The 23,685-nt window shown below is 71.6% G+C and carries 17 protein-coding genes; 5 read left to right on the top strand and 12 right to left on the bottom strand.

The window, feature by feature from the left end; genetic code table 11:
- Positions 1-10: 10 nt before the first annotated feature.
- Positions 11-226 (bottom strand): hypothetical protein, encoded by a 216-nt coding sequence (locus tag AB0I22_RS08455; RefSeq protein ID WP_363129897.1) that lies wholly within the window; start codon positions 224-226, stop codon positions 11-13.
- 124 nt (positions 227-350) lie between these two features.
- On the opposite strand from AB0I22_RS08455, the gene AB0I22_RS08450 reads away from it, so the two are divergent.
- The 3 genes from AB0I22_RS08450 to treZ all read left to right on the top strand — a co-directional run bounded on the left by AB0I22_RS08450 (position 351) and on the right by treZ (position 4,158).
- A complete protein-coding gene (locus tag AB0I22_RS08450) occupies positions 351-1,562 on the top strand; it encodes a histidine kinase (protein WP_363129896.1) in 1,212 nt (403 codons plus the stop codon).
- The gene (locus tag AB0I22_RS08445; protein WP_363129895.1) at positions 1,559-2,278 is read left to right on the top strand and encodes a response regulator transcription factor; all 720 of its coding nucleotides are present in this window, start codon (positions 1,559-1,561) and stop codon (positions 2,276-2,278) included. Before AB0I22_RS08450 ends, AB0I22_RS08445 begins: the two co-directional genes overlap by 4 nt.
- Before the next feature lie 134 nt (positions 2,279-2,412).
- Positions 2,413-4,158, top strand: a complete 1,746-nt coding sequence (gene treZ / locus AB0I22_RS08440) for a malto-oligosyltrehalose trehalohydrolase (RefSeq protein WP_363129894.1) — start codon at positions 2,413-2,415, stop codon at positions 4,156-4,158.
- Positions 4,159-4,237: 79 nt separating this feature from the next.
- Here treZ and AB0I22_RS08435 read toward each other — a convergent pair whose 3' ends face one another.
- Complete coding sequence (locus AB0I22_RS08435) at positions 4,238-5,494, bottom strand: Ig-like domain-containing protein (protein WP_363129893.1); 1,257 nt, start codon at positions 5,492-5,494, stop codon at positions 4,238-4,240.
- Positions 5,495-5,862: 368 nt separating this feature from the next.
- On the opposite strand from AB0I22_RS08435, the gene AB0I22_RS08430 reads away from it, so the two are divergent.
- Positions 5,863-8,010, top strand: coding sequence for an NB-ARC domain-containing protein (locus AB0I22_RS08430; protein ID WP_363129892.1), 2,148 nt, complete (start codon positions 5,863-5,865; stop codon positions 8,008-8,010).
- Here the strand turns inward: AB0I22_RS08430 and AB0I22_RS08425 are convergent.
- The gene (locus AB0I22_RS08425; protein ID WP_363129891.1) at positions 7,923-8,456 is read right to left on the bottom strand and encodes a hypothetical protein; all 534 of its coding nucleotides are present in this window, start codon (positions 8,454-8,456) and stop codon (positions 7,923-7,925) included. The genes AB0I22_RS08430 and AB0I22_RS08425 overlap by 88 nt on opposite strands.
- A complete protein-coding gene (locus AB0I22_RS08420) occupies positions 8,444-9,706 on the bottom strand; it encodes a hypothetical protein (RefSeq protein ID WP_363129890.1) in 1,263 nt (420 codons plus the stop codon). Before AB0I22_RS08420 ends, AB0I22_RS08425 begins: the two co-directional genes overlap by 13 nt.
- 293 nt (positions 9,707-9,999) lie before the next feature.
- On the opposite strand from AB0I22_RS08420, the gene AB0I22_RS08415 reads away from it, so the two are divergent.
- On the top strand, positions 10,000-13,155 hold the full coding sequence (locus tag AB0I22_RS08415) for a tetratricopeptide repeat protein (RefSeq protein WP_363129889.1): 3,156 nt from the start codon (positions 10,000-10,002) through the stop codon (positions 13,153-13,155).
- A gap of 39 nt (positions 13,156-13,194) precedes the next feature.
- On the opposite strand, the gene AB0I22_RS08410 is transcribed toward AB0I22_RS08415, so the two are convergent.
- The 8 genes from AB0I22_RS08410 to AB0I22_RS08375 all read right to left on the bottom strand — a co-directional run bounded on the left by AB0I22_RS08410 (position 13,195) and on the right by AB0I22_RS08375 (position 23,643).
- Positions 13,195-13,386, bottom strand: coding sequence for a hypothetical protein (locus AB0I22_RS08410; protein ID WP_363129888.1), 192 nt, complete (start codon positions 13,384-13,386; stop codon positions 13,195-13,197).
- A gap of 331 nt (positions 13,387-13,717) precedes the next feature.
- On the bottom strand, positions 13,718-14,959 hold the full coding sequence (locus AB0I22_RS08405) for a TIGR02679 family protein (protein ID WP_363129887.1): 1,242 nt from the start codon (positions 14,957-14,959) through the stop codon (positions 13,718-13,720).
- Positions 14,960-15,049: 90 nt separating this feature from the next.
- Positions 15,050-19,252, bottom strand: a complete 4,203-nt coding sequence (locus tag AB0I22_RS08400) for a TIGR02680 family protein (RefSeq protein ID WP_363129885.1) — start codon at positions 19,250-19,252, stop codon at positions 15,050-15,052.
- A gap of 119 nt (positions 19,253-19,371) precedes the next feature.
- Positions 19,372-20,724, bottom strand: a complete 1,353-nt coding sequence (locus AB0I22_RS08395) for a TIGR02678 family protein (RefSeq protein ID WP_363129884.1) — start codon at positions 20,722-20,724, stop codon at positions 19,372-19,374.
- On the bottom strand, positions 20,721-22,286 hold the full coding sequence (locus AB0I22_RS08390) for a TIGR02677 family protein (RefSeq protein WP_363129883.1): 1,566 nt from the start codon (positions 22,284-22,286) through the stop codon (positions 20,721-20,723). The genes AB0I22_RS08395 and AB0I22_RS08390 overlap by 4 nt, the downstream gene beginning before the upstream one ends.
- A gap of 171 nt (positions 22,287-22,457) precedes the next feature.
- Positions 22,458-22,859 (bottom strand): hypothetical protein, encoded by a 402-nt coding sequence (locus AB0I22_RS08385; RefSeq protein ID WP_363129882.1) that lies wholly within the window; start codon positions 22,857-22,859, stop codon positions 22,458-22,460.
- Positions 22,856-23,128, bottom strand: coding sequence for a hypothetical protein (locus tag AB0I22_RS08380; RefSeq protein WP_363129881.1), 273 nt, complete (start codon positions 23,126-23,128; stop codon positions 22,856-22,858). Before AB0I22_RS08380 ends, AB0I22_RS08385 begins: the two co-directional genes overlap by 4 nt.
- A 59-nt stretch (positions 23,129-23,187) precedes the next feature.
- Positions 23,188-23,643 carry an ATP-binding protein gene (locus AB0I22_RS08375; protein WP_363129880.1) on the bottom strand — a complete coding sequence of 152 codons (456 nt, stop codon included), beginning with the start codon at positions 23,641-23,643 and terminating at the stop codon, positions 23,188-23,190.
- Between the last annotated feature and the right edge of the window lie 42 nt (positions 23,644-23,685).

Genomic DNA, 23,685 nt, shown 5'->3' with positions numbered 1-23,685 from the left:
CCGATCCGCGTCAACCGCCCTTCCGCTTGGCGAGGGTGTCCGACCCCACGAGAACGGCCGCGCCGAGCACGGCGAGGACGATGCCCGCGAAGACCTCGTAGCCCGCCAGGAAGGGGAGGCGCGTGAACAGCCACACCGGACGGTGCCAGCCGGTGAAGTGGCACAACAGGGCCGCGCACCCCTCCACCAGCAGGATCACGCCCAGCGACTCCCATGTCTTCTTCATGCTGCCAGGCTAGGAAACCGCAGGTCGGGGGCGAGTCGGCCAAAGGTATACGGCCGTGCGACTTTGGTCGGCGATCGGACTCGCGCCCGGCCGCCCCGCCCTTCAGGTCAGTAGATTCGTCGACATGAACAGCTCATCGGGGGACGCCCGAACGGCGCGCGACTGGATCGTCGACATCTCCTGCTTCCTGCTCGCGGCGGCCTTCATCCTGCTGACCGCCGACTCGGCGGCGCGGGACACGACGCACAGCGTGCTCGTCGCCGACCAGCTGGTGGGCGCGCTCAGCTGCGCCGCGCTGTGGCTGCGCAGGCGGTGGCCGGTGGCGCTGGCGACGGTGCTGGTGGCGCTCAGCGCGTTCTCGCAGTTCGTGCCGGGCGCGGCGGCGGTGGCGCTGTTCACGGTCACCGTGCACCGCCCGTTCCGGGTCACCGCGTGGCTGGGCGGCCTGGCGGTGGCGACCACCGTCGTCTACCCGCTCCTGCGCCCCGAGCCGGGCCTCTCCCTCGCCGCGGCGGTACTGGTCGGCTCCATGCTCTATCTCGCGGTGATCGGCTGGGGTATGTTCGTACGCTCCCGCCGCCAGCTCCTGCTGTCGCTGCGCGAGCGGGCGCGGCGCGCCGAGGCCGAGGCCGGGCTGCGGGCGGAACGGGCGCAGCGCCTGACGCGGGAGCGGATCGCCCGCGAGATGCACGACGTGCTGGCCCACCGGCTGTCGCTGCTGAGCGTCCACGCGGGCGCGCTCGAATACCGTCCGGACGCGCCGCCGGAGCAGATCGCGGTCGCGGCCGGGGTGATCCGCGACAGCGCGCACCAGGCGCTGGAGGATCTACGGGAGGTCATCGGGGTGCTCCGCGCCCCGGACGACGACGGCGACGGCGGCGGTGAGGGCGGCGGCAGCGGGGCCCGGCCGCAGCCCACCCTGACCGACCTCCCGCGCCTGGTCGCGGAGGCGCGGCTCGCCGGTACGGACGTCTCGTACGAGGCTGTCGAGCCGGTGTCCGCCGCCGGTTCCGTGCCCGCCGCCACCGGTCGCACGGCCTACCGGATCGTGCAGGAAGGGCTCACCAACGCCCGTAAACACGCGCCGGACGCGGCGGTCGACGTACGGATCACGGGGGCGGCGGGCGAGGGGCTCAGCGTGTCCATCAGCAATCCGCTGGCCCCGGACGCGGGCCGGCCGCCCGCCGCGGGCGCCTCGGCGAGTCCGGCGATCCCCGGGGCCGGCGCGGGGCTGATCGGCCTCGCCGAGCGGGCCCAGCTGGCGGGCGGGCGGCTGGAGAGCGGCGCGGACGGCGCTGCCTTCCGCCTCTCCGCCTGGCTACCGTGGCCCGCATGAGCGACCCTGCCCTTCCGCCCACCGCCCCCGCTGACGACGACTCCCCCGAACCGCCCCCCGTACGGCTGCTGCTCGTCGACGACGATCCGCTCGTACGGGCCGGGCTGCGGCTCATGCTGGGCGGCGCGCCCGATCTGGAGATCGTCGCCGAGGCGTCCGACGGCGTCGAGGTGCTGCCGCTGGTGGACCGGTACGCGCCCGACGTCGTCCTCATGGACATCCGGATGCCGACCGTGGACGGGCTGGCGGCGACCGAGGCGCTGCGCCGCCGGCCGCGGCCGCCGCAGGTGATCGTGCTGACCACGTTCCACGCCGACGAACAGGTGCTGCGCGCGCTGCGGGCGGGGGCGGCCGGGTTCGTACTGAAGGACACCCCGCCGGCCGAGATCGTCGCGGCCGTACGGCAGGTGGCCGCGGGCGAACCGGCGCTCTCGCCGACCGTGGTGCGGCAGCTCATCTCGCAGGTGGCGGGCTCCGGCGCGGACGGCCGGCGGACGCGGGCGCGGGCGCTGCTGGATCAGTTGAACGACCGGGAGCGGGAGGTGGCCGTCGCGGTCGGGCAGGGCATGGCGAACGCCGAGATCGGCGCGGCCCTGTTCATGAGCGTCGCCACGGTCAAGACGCATGTGTCGCGGATTCTCGCCAAGCTCGATCTGTCCAACCGGGTCCAGATCGCCCTGCTGGCCCACGACGCGGGGCTCCTCGACCGGGAGTGAGGCACGGCGCGTACGAGGGGCGGGGTCCGGCCCGTACGACGAGTCCAGCCCGTATGGCAAGTGGGAGCATCGCCCGGAAGCCGCCGAAGGAGCACCATAGGGGCATCGCCGTCCAGGGGACAGGGGAGCCGACAATGCAGTTCGAGGTGTGGTCGCCCGACGCGCGGCGGGTCTCGCTCCGTCTCCAGGGCCACGAGTACGGCATGGAGCGCGACCCGGACCGCCCCGGCTGGTGGCGATGCGCGGCGGAGGCGGGGCACGGCGCGCGGTACGGGTTCTCGGTGGACGGCGGCCCGGTGCTGCCCGATCCGCGCTCGCGCCGCCAGCCGGACGGGCCGGACGGGCCGAGCGCCGTGGTCGACCACGGCCGTTTCGGGTGGCGGCATCCGTGGCACGGCCGGCCGCTGCCGGGCGCGGTCCTGTACGAGCTGCACGTCGGTACGTTCACGCGCGAGGGCACCTTCGCCGCGGCCGCGCGGCGGCTGCCGTACCTGGCCGGGCTGGGGGTGACGCATGTCGAGCTGATGCCCGTCTGTCCGTTCCCCGGTACGCACGGCTGGGGGTACGACGGTGTGGCGCCGTGGGCGGTGCACGAGCCGTACGGCGGGCCGGACGGCCTGAAGCGCTTCGTGGACGCGGCGCACGCGCTGGGGCTGGGCGTCGTGCTCGACGTGGTCCACAACCACCTCGGCCCTTCGGGCAACTGCCTTCCCGCGTACGGACCGTACTTCACGGACCGGCACCACACGCCGTGGGGCGCGGCCGTCAATCTGGACGCGCCGGGCTCGGACGAGGTCCGCCGCTACTTCACGGGCTCGGCGCTCGCGTGGCTGCGCGACTACCACGTGGACGGGCTGCGGCTCGACGCGGTGCACGCGCTCGTCGACACGCGGGCGGAGCACTTCCTCGCCGAACTGTCCGTCGCCGTCGACGCGCTGGCCGCCAGGCTCGGCCGGCCGCTCTTCCTGATCGCCGAGTCCGACCGCAATGATCCGCGCACCATCGCGCCGCGCGAGGCGGGCGGCCATGGCGTGCACGCTCAGTGGAACGACGACTTCCACCACGCCGTGCACGCGGCCCTGACCGGCGAGTCCCAGGGCTACTACGCCGACTTCGCCGCCTCCCCGATGGAGGCGCTGACCAAGGTTCTCATCGGCGGTTTCTTCCACGACGGCGCGTACTCCTCGTTCCGGGGCCGCTCGCACGGCCGCCCCCTCGACCTGCGCACGACGCCCGCCCACCGGCTGCTGGCCTACACCCAGACCCACGACCAGGTCGGCAACCGGGCGCTGGGCGACCGGCTCGCGGCCTCCCTGTCCCCCGGCCTCCTGGCCTGCGCGGCGGCGCTCACGCTGTGCGCCCCGTTCACGCCGATGCTCTTCATGGGCGAGGAGTGGGGCGCCCGCACCCCCTGGCAGTACTTCACCGACCATCCCGATCCGGAGCTGGCGGAGGCCGTACGGACGGGTCGGCGGCGCGAGTTCGCGGCCCATGGCTGGGCCGAGGAGGACATCCCGGACCCGCAGGACCCGGCCACCCGCGAACGTTCCTGCCTCGACTGGTCCGAGCCCGAGCGCGCCCCGCACGACGCGCTGCTCGCCTGGTACCGGCGCCTCATCGAGCTGCGCCGCACCGAGCCGGCGATCACCGACCCGGACCCCGGCCTCCGCTCCGGGCTGTCGGTGAGCAGCGGTCTGACGGTGACGATGCGCACGGGTCCGCTGCACATCGTCGTCAATCCGACCGGGGAGCCGGTGGAGGTGTGGCTCGGCCCGGACGCCCGGTGCACGGAGGTGGTCGCGGCGTGGCGGCCGGTGACGCTGCCGGACGAGGAGGGCACGCTGCTCGTACCACCGGAGACGGCAGCAATCCTGCGCTGAAGACGCCGGTGGCGGCACTCCGAACGGAATGCCGCCACCATGTGACCGTGCCCGGGGCTCCAGGGCTCCAGGGCTGGGATCAGCTGTTGCCGCCGCCCTTGATGGCGCTCTTGGCGAGCCACTGGTCCCAGGAGACGTTCCAGTCGCCGTAGCCGTTGCCTTCCGCGACGGTCTCCGGGGCGTGCTTCACGTCGAAGACATCACCGGGGATGACCTGCTCGTAGAACCACTTGGCGTCGCCGTTCGTGCGCATGCCGATGCAGCCGTGCGTCTCGTTGGAGTTGCCGCCGAACGTGTTCGCCGCCTTGTTCATATGGGCGTACGTGCCGGACGGCGTGAGGTGCACCGCGTAGTAGTACCAGTCCTTGTACTCGTCCCCGTACCCGACTGACTGCGAGGTCATGTACACCTTGTGCTGCTTGTCCAGGACCGGCATGACGCCGCCCCAGGTGTCGCGCCCGGGGGCGCCCAGGGTGACGGGCAGCGTCTTGACCTTCTTGCCGTCCTTCTCGACGGTGAGGGTGTGGGCGCTGTTGTCCGCCGTGGCGATCAGCGAGCGGCCCACCGTCCAGGTCTCGGAGGCGTTCTTGACGGTGTAGTGCTGCCCGCCGGTGTTCACGCCGTTGAGGTTGGCCTTGACGGTCACCTTGGTACCGGGCTTCCAGTACTCCTTGGGCCGGAAGTCGATGCGGCCGGGATTCTCCGCGGACCGGTCCTGCACCCAGCTCCAGGCGCCGTCCACGTGCGGGCTGGTGGAGACCTCCAGGGCCTTCTGCACCGCGGCCTTGTCGTTGATCTTCTGGTCGAAGGTGACCGACACCGGCATGCCGACGCCGTACGTGCCGCCGTCCGCCGTATTGATCTTGAAGTTGACCGGGTGCTTCGGCTTCAGAGTCGTGAACCCGGACGTCTTGGTGGTGCTGTGCCCGTCGGAGTCCTTGGCCGTCGCGGTCACCGTGTACTTGGCGCCCGTCTCCAGATGCCCGGTGCTCTGCCACGAGGCATCACCGAAGCCCATCGCCCCCGTGGCCGCCTTCCCGTCCGGCCCCGTGACCTTGACCTCGGTCAGCTTGCCGCCGCTGGCGGTCACCTTGACCGGCTTGTCCGTCGCGACCGTAGCGGCGTCCTTGGCGGGCGCGATCGCGATGGACGCGGAGGAGGCGGCATCGTCGCCGGCCTTCCCCGACGCGCCGTCCTTGCCACCGCACGCGGTCAACAACAGCGCCGCCGCAGCGGCCGCCCCGCCCACGGTCAGCGCCCGCGCGAGTTTACGGTCGGGTCGACGCGTGATCCGCTCGTCAGCTCTCGTTATCTCTCCCCGGTTGTGCTCAGACATGTGCGCCGTCCACCTCATGTACTCCAGTCCCTGGCTCCGCCCGCGCCGCTCAGTCGCGACCTGCCACTTCTTTGTCCTTAGACGGGTCGGGGAGGCCATCCCGTTGCACTCCGCCATGTTGCGATTCGACAAAAAGAGACGGATGAGAGCGGAGGAGACGAATTCGCCTGCCTTCCCAGGGGACGGCACCCGGCACCACCCCGCGCCTGAGCAGGTCCGGGGCCCGGGGAACGCTTCCGTCCCTGTGGTCTTCTGTCGTCAGAGAGCCACATCACCCTGACGGGACGGATACCACCCGCTCATGAGGAAAGGCTGTTCTCCGGGAACCGGCACGACGGAGCCCTACGCACACGGTCGAGGGGGGACGGGTGGGAGGCAGCGAACACCACAGCCGCAATGAGTTGAGCGGCACGGTGCACGGCCCCGCGGTACAGGCGCAGACCATCCACGGCGGCATCCACATCCGTACCGAAGCGCCATCCGGACACCAGCCGCCATGGCAGCTTCCGCCGTCGGTCCGCATCACCGACCGCACAGCGGTGCTGAGCGCACTGGAACGGCACCGCTCGCACTCCGCGCAGGGCGACCACCCCACGCTGGCCGCGGTCAGCGGCCTGGGCGGCGTCGGCAAGACAGCGGTGGCGCTGGCCTGGCTGAACACGCTGCGCCCGCACTTTCCCGGCGGACAGCTGTACGCGGACCTGGGGGCACAGTCCCCCGGCGGACCGGCCGATCCGGGAGAAGTCGTCGGCCGTTTCCTGCGCGCCCTGGGGGTGCCGACCCAGCAGGTACCGACGGCCTTCGCCGAACGGACGGCGCTGTACCGCTCGTTGACGGCGGAGCGACGGCTCGTCGTGCTGCTCGACGACGCCGCGTCGGCGGCCCAGGTCCGCGCACTGCTGCCCGGCGGCCAGAGCGTGACGGCCGTCACCAGCCGCTGGCGCATGCCCGGCCTGACCGTGGACGGCGGCTACGCGGTGCATCTGGAGCCCCTCACTCCGGAGGCGGCGCTCGAACTGCTGGAGGCGACGCTCTCCGACGGCCGAGTGGCCGCACAGCCCGATCAGGCGCGCGCCCTGGTCGAGCTCTGCGCCGGCCTGCCGCTGGCCGTGCGAGTCGCCGGGGCCCGTCTCGCGGCGCGCCCTCAGCGCGGCATCACCACAATGGTGCGCGCGCTCACCGAGGAGCACCACCGACTGGAGGCGTTGGCCATCGAAGGCGACCACAACGTACGAGCGGCGCTGGACGTCTCCTACCAGGGGCTGCCGCCCCGCGCCGCCCGGCTCTACCGCCTCCTCGGGCTGCATCCCGGCTCCGAGTTCGGCAGCCCGGCAGCCACGGCGGTGCTGGCCGAGGACGCGACGGACACGCTGGACCTGCTGTACGACGCGAATCTGCTGACCGACGTCGGTGACGAGCACACCGGCGAGGAGCGCTACCGCTTCCACGACCTCGTCCGACTGCACGCACTCGCCAAAGCGGAGGACGTCGAATCCGCGCAGGAGCGGGCCGCCGCCCTGCGCCGTATCGCCGACCACTACCTCGCCACCGCCACCCGCGCCGAGGGGATCATCGACCCCCACCACCTCACCATGAACCGCGACTACGGCGCGGGGCCGGTGGTCACAACGGACTTCGGCGACGACGTGGCCAGCGCGCTGAACTGGCTGGAACGCGAGCTGCCCAATCTGATGGCGGTGATCCGCAGTGCACGCCCAGCGGGCTTCGCGACCGTCGGATGGCAGCTCGCCGATGCCCTGTGGCCCCTCTTCCTGCGGCGCAAGTTCTACGAGCATTGGCGGACCGCCCATGCCGAAGGCGCCGCCGCCGCAAGGGAGTTGGGAGACACCGAAGCGGAGTGCCGGATGCTGACCTCCGGCGGCATCGGCGAGCTGGGCATGGAGAGCCCCGAGCGCGCTCTGGAGATGTTCGAGCAGGCGGCACGGGCGTTCCGCGCCACCGGGAACGAACTCGGGTACGCCCGTACGCTCAACTACCAGGGCCTGGCCCACCAGCGGCTCGGCCGACTGGACCGGGCGGCGGAGTTCTTCGCGGACGCCGCTTCTGAACTGTCCCGGTGCGGCGACCACCGGGCGGGCGGCCTGGCCCGCTTCAACCTCGCCGACATCGCCCTCACGAGAGATCTCCCCAGGGAGGCCATCGCCGGCGCGGAGGCCGCGTACACGACTCTCACGGAAGCGGGCGACACCTACAACGCCGCACGCGCGGCCACCCTGCTGGGCCGCGCACACCTCGCGGTGGGCCTGCTCGACCAGGCCGAGGATCAGCTGTCCCTGGCCCTGACGACGCTGCGCGCGACAGCCTCCGGCTACGAGACGGCCCGCGCTCTGGGCACCCTGGCGGCCCTCGCCGAGCAGCGCGGACAAGCGGATCTCGCCCGTACGCACTGCCGGGAGGCCCTGGACCTCTACGACGCGGCGGGCCGCTCCCGATCCGCCGACGCCGAAGCGGCGCGCACGCTCCTCGGACAGCTGGAGGACCGCGCCGGAGAATGATCCAGCAGCAGGCGCACCGGAACCGACGCGAACTCCGCCACCGGCAGGCCGGACATCAGCCAGGTGTGGGCCAGCGAGGCCCACATCGCCCACGACGGTCTTGCCGTCGACCGCTGCGCACTGAGCGTCAGCGAGTATCCGTTGGTGGCGAACCGTATCCAGCAGTCGTGGCCTCGGGATACCGCCGCCACCAAGGCGCCCGGATGGGCTGCGGCCAGCTCCGCCGCGCTCCGGTTCCCTCCTTCCTCGTCCCCCTCCCTGAGGAGCACGTCGGCGAGCCGGGGCCATGGCGCGAGTGCGGGGAGTTCCACCCTCAGATGTTCGTCGACGATCAGAACGCCGGAGACCGGGTGGACCAACATCACCCGCGCCCGGCGCACCGCCTCTCGTTCCCCGGCGGCTTCGGGGACAGCCGACTCGGATGCATAGACGGTCAGCGCCGCCATGACACGACACTTCCCGGCTCGTCGTACCGCACAGTGAGCGGAAGCGGCGCGGGCTCCACAGCGATCCGCACCGCGGGTGGCCGGAGCCGTAGCTTGCGGTAGATCAGCGCGCGCATCTTCTGGGCGAACTGCCCCGGCTCGGACGTTATCCGGGCCGCGATTCGCTCGTAACGATGCGGCCGGTACGCCGTGGAACTCCGGTTGAACTGCTGGCGCAGTGGCCGGTCCCCGCATAATCGGGGCGCGAAGGAGATCAGTTCGGCCAGTGGCGACGCCGGGTCGACATTCGCTTCGGGAAGGCCGGCCGTCAACACCGGCGCGCCGGTCATCGCACCGTAGAGGGTGACGGAGCCATGATCGCCCACGATGTAGTCCGCGGCGACGAGTGCTCCGACCCAGTCGGCGCACTGGCTGATCACGGTGAGCCCGGAGCGCCCCAGCGCCGCCAGCCAACTGCGGATCTGCCATCCGCCGTGGGCGTTCCACACGTTCGGGTGCAGCAGCAGCGCGACACGGTACTCGTCGCTGGGCAGTTCGCCGACGAGCCGCTCCAACAGCCCCCAGCTCTGTCCCAGGAGCGATTCGGGCCCCCAGGTAGAGCAGAGGAGGATCATCTGTTGGCGGGCCCTGACGTGCACGGCCTCCCGGTACAGCACCCGCGAGGAAAGGCTCGCGGTGATGCGGTCGTAGCAAGGGTCACCGACCACTCGCGCGGCGGGCAAGGCCTCCGGGCACTCGCGGCCGAGACGGGCCAGCTCCTCGTGGTGCGCCAGCACGATCGCCTCGGGGATCACCGTGCCGTCCCGTATCAGGCGTTGCCTGCTGAGCCCGTACACGCCCCGCTCCGCCACCAGGCGTCCGCGCTGTCCAGCAGGGACGATCTTGTTGTGCCCGGCGCCGTGCGGCAGCACGATCACTGGGGCGTGCAGCTCGTGCAGGCTGCCGTGGCTCGCGGCCAGCGCGAGGTCGAACTCGGTCTGCACCGCCTGGCCCCACGGCAGCACGAGCCCGTTGAGTTCCTCCAGGAATTCCTCCACCCCGTTGCTGAACACATCGGGAGCGGCGGTGAAGAACACCTGTATCCGCGGGTCGCCCTCCAGCAGGCGAACCGCGTCGAACAGCCTCTTCCCGGCGGTCACCGTATGCACCACGACCAGCAGTCTCCGGTGGATTCGGCGCGTGGCCCAGCGCTCAGCGTCCAGGCGCACCGGCACATAGTGCCCGTGCGCTTCCATCATGGTCATGCTCATCGGGTCCGCCCCCTGGTCTTCTCCGCCCCCGGAACGGTCGTTCGCTCCGGTCAACCGCGACGGTCGCGGCCGCTGACCAGGGGATGCCCCGAGGGCTGGATGGACGGCTTGCAGGAACCTTGCACTCCACGTGCAGCTGTGCGGCAGCGGTCGCGAAACCGCTTGTGCGCCGGTCGTGCTTCCATGCGCCCCTGTCCGCTCCCCCTCGCCTCGTGGCAAGAGTGAAGTGAGTTCCGCACGGATGTGCGGGCGCTGCCGACGGCAGCAAGAAGAAGCGCACCCGTCGGGGGGCGATGGTGGAACTTCTTGCTCTGGGATCACTTGAACTATGGCACCACGAGCAGCAGCACGCGCTCGGTTCGGTGAAAGAGCGCTGTGTATTGGCCGTCTTGATCCACGCCCGAGGCGAACCAGTCAGTGTGGACGCCCTGTTGGACCGCCTCTGGGACGACGACCTGCCCCGGACTGCCCTGGAAACGCTGCACACCTATCTGTCCCGATTACGGGGCCGACTGCGCCGGGCAGTCGGTGACCTGGCCCGGGTGGAACGACCGTCGCCACGTCTGTACCGGCTCCGCGTCGACCCGAAAGACGTCGACCTGATGCGCTTCCAGTGGCTGCGCGCCGACGCGGACGCGGAGGCCGGCCGGGGCGGGAGGGAAGCGGCCATCGGTCTGCTGCGCAGGGCCGAAACCCTGTGGCGAGGCGATCCCCTGGCAGAGTTCACCAACGAGTGGGCCGCGTCGTCGCGAGCCCGGCTGGTCGAGGACTTCCGCCGTGTACGGGAGGAGCGAATACGCCTGGAGCTGGAGTTGGGACGGCACGCGGATCTCATCGGTGAACTCCACGAACTCGCCGCGCAGAATCCGCTCGCGCAGCGCGTGATCGCCCAGCTGATGCTGGCGCTGTACCGCTCCGGGCGGCACGACGAAGCGCTCACCCTCTATCGGACCACACAACGACGTCTCGATGTGAGACAAGGGATCAAGCCAGGAGCGGAGCTGCGAGAGCTCCACCAACGGATTCTCCGGCAAGACCGTTCGCTGCTCAGTGATGCCGTTGCTGTTCCCCCAGTGGTGGTACCGGAGCCTCGGAATTACTTGCCGCGCGACACCCGGGACTTCACAGGACGGGCGAGCGAACTGCGTATCCTACTCGCGCAACCCACGTCCGCGGCGGGTGCGGAAACAGCGATGCCGCTAACGATTGTTCACGGAATGCCGGGAATCGGAAAGACCGCGCTGGCTATTCACGCTGCCCACCAGATGCGTGCATCCTACCCGGACGGACTTTTCTACGTGGACTTGCACGCCTACAGCGGCCATCCGCCTTACGACCCCGCCGAGGCGCTCGCCGCACTGCTGCATGCCTCCGGAGAATCCGGCGCATTGCCTGACTCGCTCGATGAGCGCGCGGCCAAATGGCGGGAGTGGACAGCCCGCCGCCGCATACTCGTCGTCCTCGACAACGCCCGAAACGCCTCGCAGGTCAGCCCTCTGTTGCCCGGCTCCCCCACCTGCCGGGCGATCGTGACCAGCCGAAATCGGCTTACCGGACTCGACGGTGCCACTTCGCTATTCGTCGACGCCCTCTCCGCGACGGAGGCAACCGGACTCTTCACCCGTATCGCGGGCAGCGCCCGGGTATCCGCCGACTGCGCGGCCCTCGGGCAGGTCGTGAACACGTGCGGGGGCCACCCGCTCACGCTCCAGCTATTGGCGAATCACTTCAGGCATCATGATTCCTGGGATCTACGCCATCTCCTGGATCGGCTCGCTCAGTCCGCCGACCCTCTGGGCGAGTTCGACGGATCGGTCACCGCCGCGTTCCAGCTCACATACAGCGAGCTCAGCGCACCCGCGCAGTGCTTGTTCCGCCGATTGGCACTGCACACAGGCCCTGACATTACCCTCGAAGCAGCGACCGCACTCATCGCGCCGGAAACCGGAGTGGCATCGGAACCGATTCGCCGGAGCGTGGAAGAGCTGCTCGATTGTCATCTGCTCGAAGAACCCGTACGGGACCGCTACCGGTTCCATGACCTCGCCCGCGCCTTCGCCCTCCGGCTCTGCTCCGAGACAGAACCGGAGCCCGTCCGCCACAAGGGCGTCGACCGACTCCTCGACTACTACCTCACCAGCGCCCACCGCGCCGACCGCCTCACCCATCCACGTCGTCCCACCCTGCCGCTGGGAAAGGCAGGGCGGTCTCCGTACGCACCCGAGTTCGCCGACACGGACGAGGCGTCAGTGTGGCTCGCCGTGGAACGCGCCAACCTTCTGGCGGCGGCACGCGCCGCCGCCGCCACATCGCCCGGTCATGCCGCGCTCTTCCCCTACGTACTGGCAGAGTCACTCAAGATCTGGGGCACTTGGAATATCGCCGCCGACCTCTACGACGCGGCGGTAACCGCCCTCCGTACGCGCGGCGCCGGCACCGCCCTGGCCCGGACCCTGGTCGAACGAGCGGCCATCCTGGCTCAGCAGGACCCCACCGAGGCTCTGCGCTGCGCGACAGAGGCCCTGACTCTCTTCCAGGACCGCCAGGACCCACGCGGCTGCGCCGACTCCCTGCTCCAGTCGGGCCGCGCCGAACTGGCTTCCGGAAACGGCGACATGGCGCTGCGCCTCCTGGACCGGGCCCTGTCGAGCTACCGGGAGATCCCCGATCGCTCGGGGGAAGCGGACTGCCTCAACGTCCAAGGCGCGGCCGTGTATTACAGCGGGCGACACAAAGACGCATTCCAGACGTTCAGGTCAGTCCTCAGCATCCGTGAGGAACTCAATGAAGTGGGAGGAATGATTACCGCCCTGAACGACATGGGCGAACTCCACTCCAGGCAGGGACAGTTGGAAGAAGCTCGGGACTACTACGAGCGGTCCTTGGCGCTGGTCCAGCGACACGGCGGCCGGCAGGAACTCGCCATCCTCAACACCAATCTCGGAGCGATCCACCAGGAGACGGGACAGACCGCGCGGGCACTTGAGTGCTTCCAACGCGCCCTCGACAGCCACCGATCCGGAGGCGACGCCCTGGGCGAGACCAACGTACTGATCAACATCGGCACGACCTACGCACAGACTGGGCGGCGAGGCGAAGCGCTGCTCCACTTCAGCATGGCCGCCGAGGTCGCTCACAGCATCGGCAACGCATACGAACGTCAGCGCGCCCTCATCGGCATGGCCGACGTCCAGCGCGACTCAGGGCGACTCGGCATCGCGCTGGACATCTACGAACAGGCCCTGGAGGTGGCTCGGATCGCCGACTCCCCGTTGGGTTCCGCCCACGCGCTCGCCGGGCTCGCGCGAACCGCTCTCTCATCGCGCAGCATCGAAGTGGCGCGCCAGTACGGTGCACAGGCCGTCACCATCTATCAAAGCCTTGAAGCCACGGCGGAGGCGGAGAGCCTTCAGAGCCTTCTCATGGACCACGGCGTTACCGGCTCCTGAGAATTCCCAGGAGCCTGTCGCCTGAGCGGAAAGTCCGGGTCAGACCCGCGCGAGACTCGGCACGTCCACGGGCTCCCTATCCACGCCCGCCGACTTCCACCACATCAACTGCACGTTACTTGCATCGGTGACCACGCCCCGCGGCCCCCACCACATCAACTGCACGTTGCTCGCGTCGGGGACCACGCCCTCCTGCTCCGGCAACGTCGCCTGCGCGATACTCGCCGACACCGTCGCCGACTGTTCGGACAAGCCAGCACGAAAGCTCTTCGTCACGGCTGCCGAACCAGCCGCACCGACGCATACAACTACTGCAGTTACACAGACAACGCCAGCGAGAACTTTCCCGATACGGCCCACAATTCCCCTAACACTTAAAAGAGTTGACGACCCGTGCCCACAAGATCATCGCTGAATGCCGCAGGCTAGCACTTGAGAGGCCCTCGCGAGACCACGTATCAGGATCCGGATCATGGCAGCCGAGGACAGCGTCCGAGTCGCGACCGACCGACGGTATGCCGTGGCTACGCGCCTCAGCAGTCACACCACTGCCGCACGCCTCTCACCTGCGGATGCGGTTCCGAACGTGCACCGCCAGATCCCCCAGCAGCACCTCCGCCACCCGCTCCTCGACGACCGAGGCCCCCGCCTCCCGGAGGGCTCCGGCCAGCTCCTGGTCCCAGGGCGCCTCGGTGATCCGGCCGGGGTCCGGGCCCCGTTCAGCGGACCGTAGGGCCGTCAGGTAGTCGGCGGTGGTCATGCGCCAAGGTTTGGCGGGGGTTTTGGCCAGGATGTGGGCGGCGATGCGCAGGCCCTCGCCGTCGAGGTCGCCGTGGTAGTGGAGGTGGCAGTCGGCGGCTGCGAGGTGGCGGAGCAGGAGCATAGCGGCGCTGTTGGGCCAGCCTGAGGTGCACACCATCGGCGGGCAGGACGGGCCGAAGCGGCTCAGGGCGAGGGCGAGGATGCTCGGGTTCTCCGTGATGTGCACGTGCTGGGCGGGGAATCGGAGGTCGCCTGGGGTGCGGAGTTGCGCGAGGGTGAGGTGGGCGGCGTGGCCCGCTTCGGAGTACGCGGTCAGGGCGCGGGCGAGCGGGCCGGAGCCGGACGGGTGGAAGCCCGCGGTCAGGACCGTGGTGGACAGGGCGTCGTCCGCGATTCCGGCGCGGCCCCACAGTGCACGGCGGTCGGCCGCGGATTCGGGTGCGGGCGTCTCGTGCAGCGTGGCGAGAGCCCGTAGGACCAGGGAGGAGAGGCGGGTTCCGTCGTCGAGGGCGTGCGAGTCGGAGAGGACGGCCGTCGCGAACACCGGCAGCGGTTCGCCCTGTGCGGGCAGGGCGGCCAGGGTGCGCAGTGCCTGTTCCAAGGACTCGCGGGTACGGTCGACGGAGCCGGCGATCAGGCCCGTACGGCGCAGTTGCGCCGTCCACGCGGCGAGCGCGGGCTGGGCGGTCACCGTCGGGTGGGCATCCAGCCATGCCCACAGGTCGGCGCGGCGCGTCCGCTCCGCTTCGCGTTCGGCGGCCCGGTCGCCGAGCGGCCCGACGATGTCGGCGACGACGGCCCGTACGCCGTGTCCGCAGATCTCCAGGAGCGCGGTGTCGAGCCGCGCCAGGTCCACGCTCGTGTACGCGTCCGGCAGCCGGTCGAGGCCGAGCAGGTCGGCCAGCGCGCTGCGGCCCTCGGGGGTGAGCGGCCCGACGCGGAGCCTGCTGACGGGGCGGCCCGCGGAGAGCCGGTGGTGGGCGGCTTGCCAGAGTGGGGCCAGCTCCGGGCGGTCCGCATAGCGGCGGCCCGGGGAGTTCATGGCCGCTCCCCGGGAGTCGGCTCCGGGCGGTCCGCATAGCGGCAGCTTGGAGACCTCATCGCCGCTCCCCGTGACGGCGGACCAGGCCGCTCACAGTCCCTCCCCATCAGGTACGAGCTCGGCTCCGTCCCAGACGAAGCGGGCCGTCGTGACCGCCTCGTCCGCCCCGGCGTCACCGGCGTCGCCCCCACCGTCGCCGGTGATGAGCTGGTGCACGGCGATGCCGTCCAGTTCGCGGTAGGTGCACCACTCGTGGTCGGAGGTGAGCATCAGGTCCAGGTCGAGGGCGCGCAGCAGGTCGAAGACCTGGCCGCGGTTGGTGGCGTCGACGCCGACGAACACCTCATCCAGCAGGATCAGCCGGGGCGCCCGCGGGACGGCGTGGTAGTGCGCGGCCACGGCGGCGAAGAGCGGCAGATGCAGCGCGATGGCCTTCTCGCCGCCGGACAGCGCGCCGTGCAGCTTCTTGGTCAGCAATTGCCAGCCGTGCCCGTTCGCCCGGTCGAGTTTCACCACGAACTGGTGCCAGGCCGTGTAGTCCAGCACCTGCGCCAGTTGTTCTTCCCAGCTCGCGGCCGTGTCAGCGGCCTTGGCCTCCTCGATGCGGTCGCGGAAGAACCGGTGCAGCGCGTCGCGGTCCGCTTCGGTCACCCGTACCGGGTCCTTCAGCAGCAGTTCGCGGGCGGCTCTGGTGCCGGGCGGCAGTGCGGGGTCCACCTGCCATACGAGCCGGACGGCGACGCGGGAGGCGGTGCGTACCCGCTCAAGGCGGGCGTTCATGGCGTCGACCAGTTCGTTGGCCTGGCGGATACGGGCCGCGAGGTGGCGGCGGGTGTCGCCGGTCAGGGTCTGGTCGAACAGTTCGCGTTCCGCGGCGGTGATGTCGTCCCGGCTGCGGTCGCGTTCGGCGGTGAGTGCGGTCAGGAGCTGCGCCGCGCCGATCGACGCGCCGTCCATCGCGGCCGTGAAGACCTGGACGTCGCCTTCGTCGTCCGGCCCGAGGTCCAGGTCGGCACGGTCGCTGAGGGCCTGGCGGCTCTCGTGCACCGTCTCGCCGAGCCGGCCCAGGGCGTCCGCCAGGTTCTTCGGCGCGTGCGGCACGGCGTGCCATTGGGCGGCGACCGTGCGGGCGGCCTCCAGGGTCGCCTTGGTGCCGTCGCCCGGTGCGAGTTGGAAGTCGGCGGCTCCGGCGTCGGCGGGGAAGCCCAGGGCCGCGTACCGGCGCAGCCGCCCGGCGGCGGCGTCCCGCGCGGCGATGGCGGTGTCGCGCTGATCGGCCGCGCTCAGGCGGGAGTTGCCGAGCGCGCCGATGCGGCCCGCGAGGTCGATGAGTTCGGCGGAGAGCCGCTTGACCTCCTCGTGTGCGCGCCGCAGGTCCGCGCGGAGCTGCTCGATCCGGGCCAGTACTTCCTTGTACTCCGCGCCGACCGAGCGCGTGACCTCCTCCAGTGTGGCGGCCAGCGTGCGGGCGGCCGTCTCGGCCCGGTGCGCCTCGCTCTCCCGTTCCTCGGCGGTTCGCAGGGACCGGTCCGCCTGCCCGCGCACCTCGGCGGCGGTACGGAGTCCATGGGCCAGTCGCAGTTCGGCGAAGATCCACTGGCCGGCCGTCTCGCGCAGGTTCTCGGCGCTCTCGACGAGCCGTTCCAGCGCCTCGCGGTCGGTGGGCAGGGCGTGTTCCGCCGCCGTGGCCTCCAGCGTGAGCCGGGCCGCGGTGACCCCCTTCTCCTGTACGGAACGCCTGGTCACGGCCGTACGTACGGTGTCGTCGTGGTGGGCGACGTCGCTTTCGGCGTGGTCCAGCGCGCGCTGGGCCGCCGCCACCGGGCGGTGGTCGGGCCGGCCTCGCCGCTCCAGGTCCAGGGCCCGGCGGCGGCCCGCGACGGTGGACAGTTCGTTGTCGCACTCGGCGATGGTCACATCCAACTCGCCGATACGGTGCGTCAGTTCGGCGATTCGGCGCGTGCGGGCGCGGTGCCGTGCCATGGCGCCGATGTGGGCCGATTCGGTCTTGGCCCAACTGCCGGTCATGCTCGCCAGCCGCCAGGTGCCGTCCGCGCCGACCGCCGCGCGGTGCCCTTCGGGCAGGGTCTCGCCGTAGGCGATGCCGGACAGCAGCCGCAGGATGCGTTCGGCGGGCACCGGAGCGTCGGGCTCCGGCCGCAGGACGTCCGCGAGGCTGCGGGCGGGGGCGGGCACCGACCCCACGGCATCCGCGAAACCGCTGCCCGCCACCGGCTCCGCCCAGTCCGCCTCGGCGAACGTGTCGTGGCCCGCGGCGAGTAGACCGCCGTGCGGCCCCACCCAGGCGTCGAGCAGCCCCGCGGCCTCCAGCGCCGCCTCGGTCCCGGCCTGCGTGGCGTCCGGTACGGACTCGTGGAAGGCGACGAGCTTCCACAGCGGCGCTCCGGGCAGTACGGAACGGTCCGCGGTACGGGTCCGCGGCGGTTCGGGCGGCAGGTCGCTCTCGCCCTCCAGCTCCGCGGCCTCCGCCGCCAGCCGCTCGCGCACGGCCGCCTCCTCGGCGCGGCGGCGCGCGGCCGTGGTCTCCGCCGACGCGAGGGCGCGGTCGGCGGTGCGCACGGCGGCCTCGGTGAGCGTCAGCACCTCCGCCTCGTGTGCCGCCTGCGCGGCCAGTTCCTCGATGAGGTCGGCGCCGAAGGCGAGTTCCGTGCACCCCGCCGCCCAGGCGCGCAGCCGCCGGGCCTGTTCGCCGAGCGCGGCCCGGTGGTCTTCGTCGCACGCGGTACGCCGCTGGGAGGCGGCGGCCAGCGCCGCCCTGGCGTCCTCCAGGGCGGCCTCCGCGGCGTCGCGTTCGCGTACCGCGTCGCGGTGCGCGTCGAACGCGGTCCGGACGGTGGCGATCGCGCCGAGCCTGCCGCGCACCGCGCCGTGCAGCAGTTGCCTGGCGAGGTCCGCGTCGCCCGCCGCGACGGCGGTCGCGGCCTCGGCGTACGCGGTGGTCAGCCCGGCCTGCCGGGCCGCCCCCTCGGTCGCGGCGGCCGCGTCGCGCGCCCGGCCGGCCTCGGCCGTGGCCGCGGCGTCCGCCTCCGCGGCCCGTACCGCGTCGCCATGCGCCTCCCCGCGCGCCCCCTCGGCGGCGGCGCCCCTGGTGTCGGCCTCCCGCCGCGCGTCGGCCGCGCGCTGCCCCAGCCGGTCGAGTTCGCGGCCCTTGCGGTAGGTCTCGGACTCGGTGAGCCCTTCGATCCGGGAGCGCAGCTCCTCCCCCAGCTCTTCGACTTCCGCCTGTTTCTCCTGCGCGTCGGTCCGGCGTACGAGCGCCCGGTCGTACTCCTCTTCGCTCTCGCGCGCCGCACGGGTGCGGTTGTCCATGTCGGTGGTGGCCGCGATCAGGTCCGCGGCCCCGGCGCGCAGGACGCGCTGCGCGTACGAGCGCTGGCGCGCGGCGAGCGTCTGCGCGGCGCGCACCTCGCCGTCCAGCTTGGCCAGGTGCTCGCGCTGCCGGTCCAACCGCTCGAACCCGTCGGCCAGGTCGGAGAGTTCGCCGCGGTCCAGTGGCGGCAGCGCGCGGGAGAGCAGGGTGGACAGGAGGGACGGGTCGAGCCGTTCGGAGAGTTTCGGGGTGCGCAGTTGGAGGAGAGCGGTGATCAGCGCGTCGTAGCGCTGCTCGGTCAGGCCGGGGAAGAGGGTCCGGCGGACGGCGGCGCGGTGGTCGGCGCCGGAGGCGTGCAGTTCGCCATGCCCGGTGAGGGCCTGGGCGAGCGCGGCGCGGGTCAGGGGCTGACCGGACTCGCCGACGAGCGACAGACCGCCGGGCACGCCGGGCACGCCGACGCGCTGAGTGGTGGTGAAGTAGTCGGCGGTCACCGAGGTGGTGCGCTCGCTGGCCTGCAACCGGGCGCCGATCGTGAACCAGGCGCTCCCGCCAACCTCTTCGCCTCCGTCGCCCCCTTCAGCCCCGTCGCCCGCCCCATCCCTCTTCCCCGTCCCATCCCGCTGGCCCGCATCCGTACGGAATTCCAGCCAGACGTATCCCACCCGCGTGACGCCCGAGGCCCCCTCGCCCATCAGGTTCCAGTGCATCGTGCGCTCGGAACCGCCGAACGTGGACAGCCGGTTGGGGCGCAGGCTCGCGTCGTACAGGAAGGGCAGCAGCACCTCCAGGGCCTTCGACTTGCCCGTGCCGTTCGGCCCCCGGAGCAGCAGCTTGCCGCGGTGGAAGGTGAATACCTCGTCGTAGTAGCGCCAGACGTTGAGCACTCCGGCGCGCGACGGCTGCCAGCGGAGCGCACTCGCACGCTCCGCGCGGGGCTGGGGAAGCGCGGTGACCGTCACGGGACCACCCCTTCGAGCCGGGCAAGCACGGTGACGTTCATACGGGCGTCCCTTCGGACTGGCAGGGCACGGCAACCGTCATACGGATGCCCCTTCGGACCGGCCGAGTACGGCAACCGTCATACGGGCCTCCCTTCGGGCTCGGCGGCGCCGGTGACCCGGTAGCGGAACGCGGCGGGGCGGGCGGTGATCCGGTCGCCCTCGCGGCGTACGAGCCCGAAGCCGGCCAGTACCGCCACGGCGTCCTCGGCGAGGCGGGCCGCGCCGTCCTCGGACCGGTACGCCTTGGCCCAGCTCGGGAAGCGGCCGAGCAGCCCGGCGGCGGCGGCCGCGAGCTGCTCGGGCGTGGTGCCGGCCGGATCGGCGGTGACGGTGTCGAGCAGCAGCAGGGCGGCGACCTTGGCGTGGCTGGAGTCGTCGGGGAACTTGCCGTCGGTGGCGATCCCGTCCGGATCGGCGAGCAGCCAGCCCTCGGCGCGCTCCTCCAGCACGCAGCCGGCCTGTTCGGCGGCCCGGCGCATGATCTGCCGCCCGGTCGGCGAGGCGAGGTAGCCGAGCTGGGCCTCGGTGAGCTCGTCCCGGTACACCACCGGATCGTCGAAGAGGCGGCGCAGCACCGAGTGGCGCAGCCACAGGTTGCGCTGCACCACGGAAGCGACCGGGGTCGTGTCGGCGGGACCAGTCGGCTCAGATGCCACGGCAGACTCGACCAACTCCTCAGAATCGGCCGCCCCGTCAGCGCCATCGACCCTGTCCGAACCGACACCCCCACCAGCGGACTCCGCCCCCCGAACCCCATACCGCCGCTCCCGCACCAGCCCGGCCAGCAATTCCTCGAACCGCCCCGGAACGCTGTCCGGCTCGACCGCGAGCCGCGACGCGCCGTTGGGCGCGGCGAGCAGCCGCATGAGGACCCCCGCCTGCACTTGGTAGAGCACCTTCGCCTCGGCCGAGTCCGTGAAGCTGTCCGTCGCCCCGTCGACGGTCCGCAGCGCCCCGTACGACTCCAGCAGCCGCAGGACGTCCACGAACGCCATGCGCTCGGCGCGCTGGGCGGTGTCGAAGGGGGCCAGCGCGGGGTCGGCGGCGGCGGCCTGGGCGACGCGGCCGGCGAGCAGCCCGATGGTGGTGACCGGTACGGACAGCAGCTCGGCGGCGGTCACGCACAGCAGGACGTAGCGGCGGCGGTCGAACGGCGCGCGGCCGGACCTCGTCCGCCGGGCGGGGCGGCCGGCGTCGGCGTGCTGCCGTACCTTCGCGAGCCGGGCGTGGCCGAGCCTCGGTTCGACGGTCAGCGTCCAGCCCAGGGTGTAGTCGAACCAGCGGACCAGCGACTCCCTGCGGCGGCGCACCAGGTCGAACGCGTCGGGGTCGGCGCGTTCCGTCAGCAGCGGACGGGCGAGCAGTAAGCGAATGCCGCGCGCGACCTCTTCGCGTTCGGCGATCACGAGTTGGTTGGCGAGTGAGCTCATCCGGCTGCCTCCGCTCCGGCTGACTGTGCGGGGAGTCGCGTACGCGCCGTACGGACCTCGATCACGTAATCCGGCCCGGTCAGCCGGCCGCGCGCGGTGCGCAGCACGGCCTGCGCGCCGTCGGCCGGGGGCCGCAGCACCACTTCCACCCGGCCGTCGCCCGTGACCGCCCGCCGGGCCCCGGTACTGTCCGGGGCGACGGCGAGGGCTCGGCCGAGCAGGTCCAGCAGCCGTTCGAAGGTCCCGTGGTCGAGGGCGCCGAAGGCCGACAGTCGCAGTGGCGATTCCGTACGCAACAGGCTCCAGGCGGCTTCGAGTTCGGCGCGTTCCGCGCGGGCCCGTTCGGCGCGGGCGGCCTTGAGCGCCGCGACGTCCCGCACCCGGCCCGTCCGGGTGAAGCGTTCCGTACGGCCGCTGGAACGCAGCAGGGCCGACACCTCTACGGGCGGTACCGTCGCCCAGCTCTCGGAGGCGCCGCTCAGTTCGGGGTCGGCGGGTACGAGGTGCGCGTGCCGGGCGGAGCCGAGGCCGAACGCCGCCGACCACAGCCGGTGCAGTCCGTCCTCGTCCGGGGCGGCGGCGAACCAGCGGGCGAGTTCCCTGAAGTCCTGCGCCGCGCTGGACGAACGGCGGCGCGACTCCGTGATCCGGTCCAGCACCTGGAGCAGGGTGACGATGGCGCGGCGCGCCACATGGTGCAGTTGCTCCACGCGGGGCGATGAGCCGTCGGCCGGCAGGAACCAGGCGCGCAGCCCGTCCCACCGGGCCCGCCGCAGGCTCAGCCAGGCCGGGGCGGGGTCGCCGCCCGCGGTCGGCGGCAGTTCCGCGCCGCGCAGCGCCCGCCGCCACAACTCCTCGACTCCGTCGCCCTCTCCCGCCGCCTCGCCCCCACTCGCCCCGCCTCCCCGCGCCTCGACGCGGGAGATGGCGCTCGCGATGGCGTGCGCCCGCTGGTCGAGGTTGGTGAGGAACTCCTGGAGGTAGCCGACCGTGGCGGCCTTCACCTCGTGGAAGGTGGCGAGGTCGGTGCCGTCGGCCCGTAGGAGGCGCTGGAGTTCGCCGTTGAACTGCTTGGTGTTGGAGCGCAGGGCGTCCAGATGCCCCTCCAGCTCCTGGAGTGTGCTGAAGACGCGACGGTCGGTGGAGCCCGCGTCGCCGAGCAGCGCCGCCAGCTCGGCGACCCGGTCGGCGATGGCGTCCAGTACCGCGGTCTGGAGCGCCCCGGTGGAGGCGAGAACCGCCAGCGCGTGCTGAACGCCCGCGAACGCGGCTTCGCCCCGGCGCGTCAGGGAGTACTGGAGGTTGCGGCGCTCGTACTCCTCGGCCGTGTGGTAGTTCTCGGCGTGGTTCTGCACGACGTCCAGCAACTGCCACTCGCCCAACTGCTTGAGCGCCGACACCAGATCGTCGTCGGTGAGCGCGTCGAACCAGCCGACGCCCCGCAGCCGTTCCCGTACATCGTCCAGGCCGAGAGCCGTCACCAGCCGTTCGTTGGCGTCGCCGAACGCGCGCAGAATCGCGGCGTACAGCGGCGCCCGATCGCCGGTGGTGAACCGGAACATGTCGGCCGGAATTCTGGCCGCCCCGTCCATCCCGCCCCTCGCACGTCGGCTCCGCATTCCGTACGTTCGCCAGCGTACCGGGCCCCTCCGACAGCCATGGCGGGTACGGGCGGGCCCCGCATCCATCCGGGCGCGATCGGGCACCTAACTCCGATCGGACGTCAGCAGGCCTCAGCGATCGAGGTCCATGACAGCCGCCCCCAACCCCTCATACGGCTCCGGCGAAACAGTCGCGATGAGCACAGCATCGCCAGGGCACTCGTGCTCCAGCCGACGCGCGGCCACCACGGCCGCGGCCTGCCCCAGAGCAAGACCGTCGGCCTCCCGGCGGACCAGCTCGAAGGCCGCGTACGCGGTGGCGTAGTCGACATCCACGGTGCGGAAAGCGTCGATCTGCCCTACGTGCGCCAGGAGACCCGCGGCCTCACGCTCCGCTTCGACCAGGGACAGCAGAGGAATCCACAGACGGGCGGCCGGATCGAGATAGGCGTTGTGGATCAACCCGGAGAGCTGCCTGCTGCCGCGCAACGCCATCATGCTCGGCGCATCGAGAACGAAGTGCTCCAGAATCACGCGGTGCTCTTACCGCGCCGGTGATAGACGGCGACGGCCTCATTCATCTTCCTGCGCACGTCGGCGGCTTCCTCATCGGTGACGTAGTGCCCGAAGTGCTCGGCCATGTAGGCACGAGCACGCTCGGCCCGCTCCCTGCGCTCGTCGGGAGTGAGCGTGGTCTCGGCGAATTCCTGCACTATGGACCGGATCGAGCTGCCGCGGGCTTCGGCGAGAACGGCGAGGCGGTCGCGAACCTCGGCGGGTACCCGGATCATGACATCTCCCATGGAAGAAGTATACGTTCACGTATACGCGAGCGCCCGCAGACGGGGCGGAGTCGCCCGGATCAGGCCGGGAGATCCAGCTCGACCCGTACGGTCTTGCCGACGGGTACGCGGTCGATCACCGCCCACCGGTCCGCGAGCGCCTCCACGAGGACCAAGCCACGACCGGTCTCCGAGTCCGGCGCGGGCAGGGAAGCCTCCCCCGGCCCCGGAACGCGCAGCTCGCCCCGCGTGTCCGAGACCTCGATCCGCAAGGTCTCCGGCGTCCACGTGAGCCGCAGCTCGAAGTCCCGTCCGGCGACCCGCCCATGAGTCACGGCGTTCGCCGCCAGCTCCGCCACGAGCACGGCGACCGAACTCGACGTGGAGCTGGAGTGCGGAATACCCCAGCTCTCCAACTGATGCAACGCCAGGTGCCTGGCGAGGCGCGCGCCGAGCCTGGTCGAGCTGAACCGCTGAGTGAACGCACGCACGGTGACGATGCGCTGATGCGGCTGATGTGTGGGGGGTGTCGTCATGAGGCCCAATGTGGCCTGCCAAGACCCCAGCCACCAGGAGGG

This window comes from Streptomyces sp. NPDC050610, from assembly GCF_040654875.1.
GTDB lineage: Bacteria > Actinomycetota > Actinomycetes > Streptomycetales > Streptomycetaceae > Streptomyces.
The sequence above is the reverse complement of the archived record's forward strand: the minus strand, read 5'-3'. Positions and strand labels throughout refer to the sequence as shown.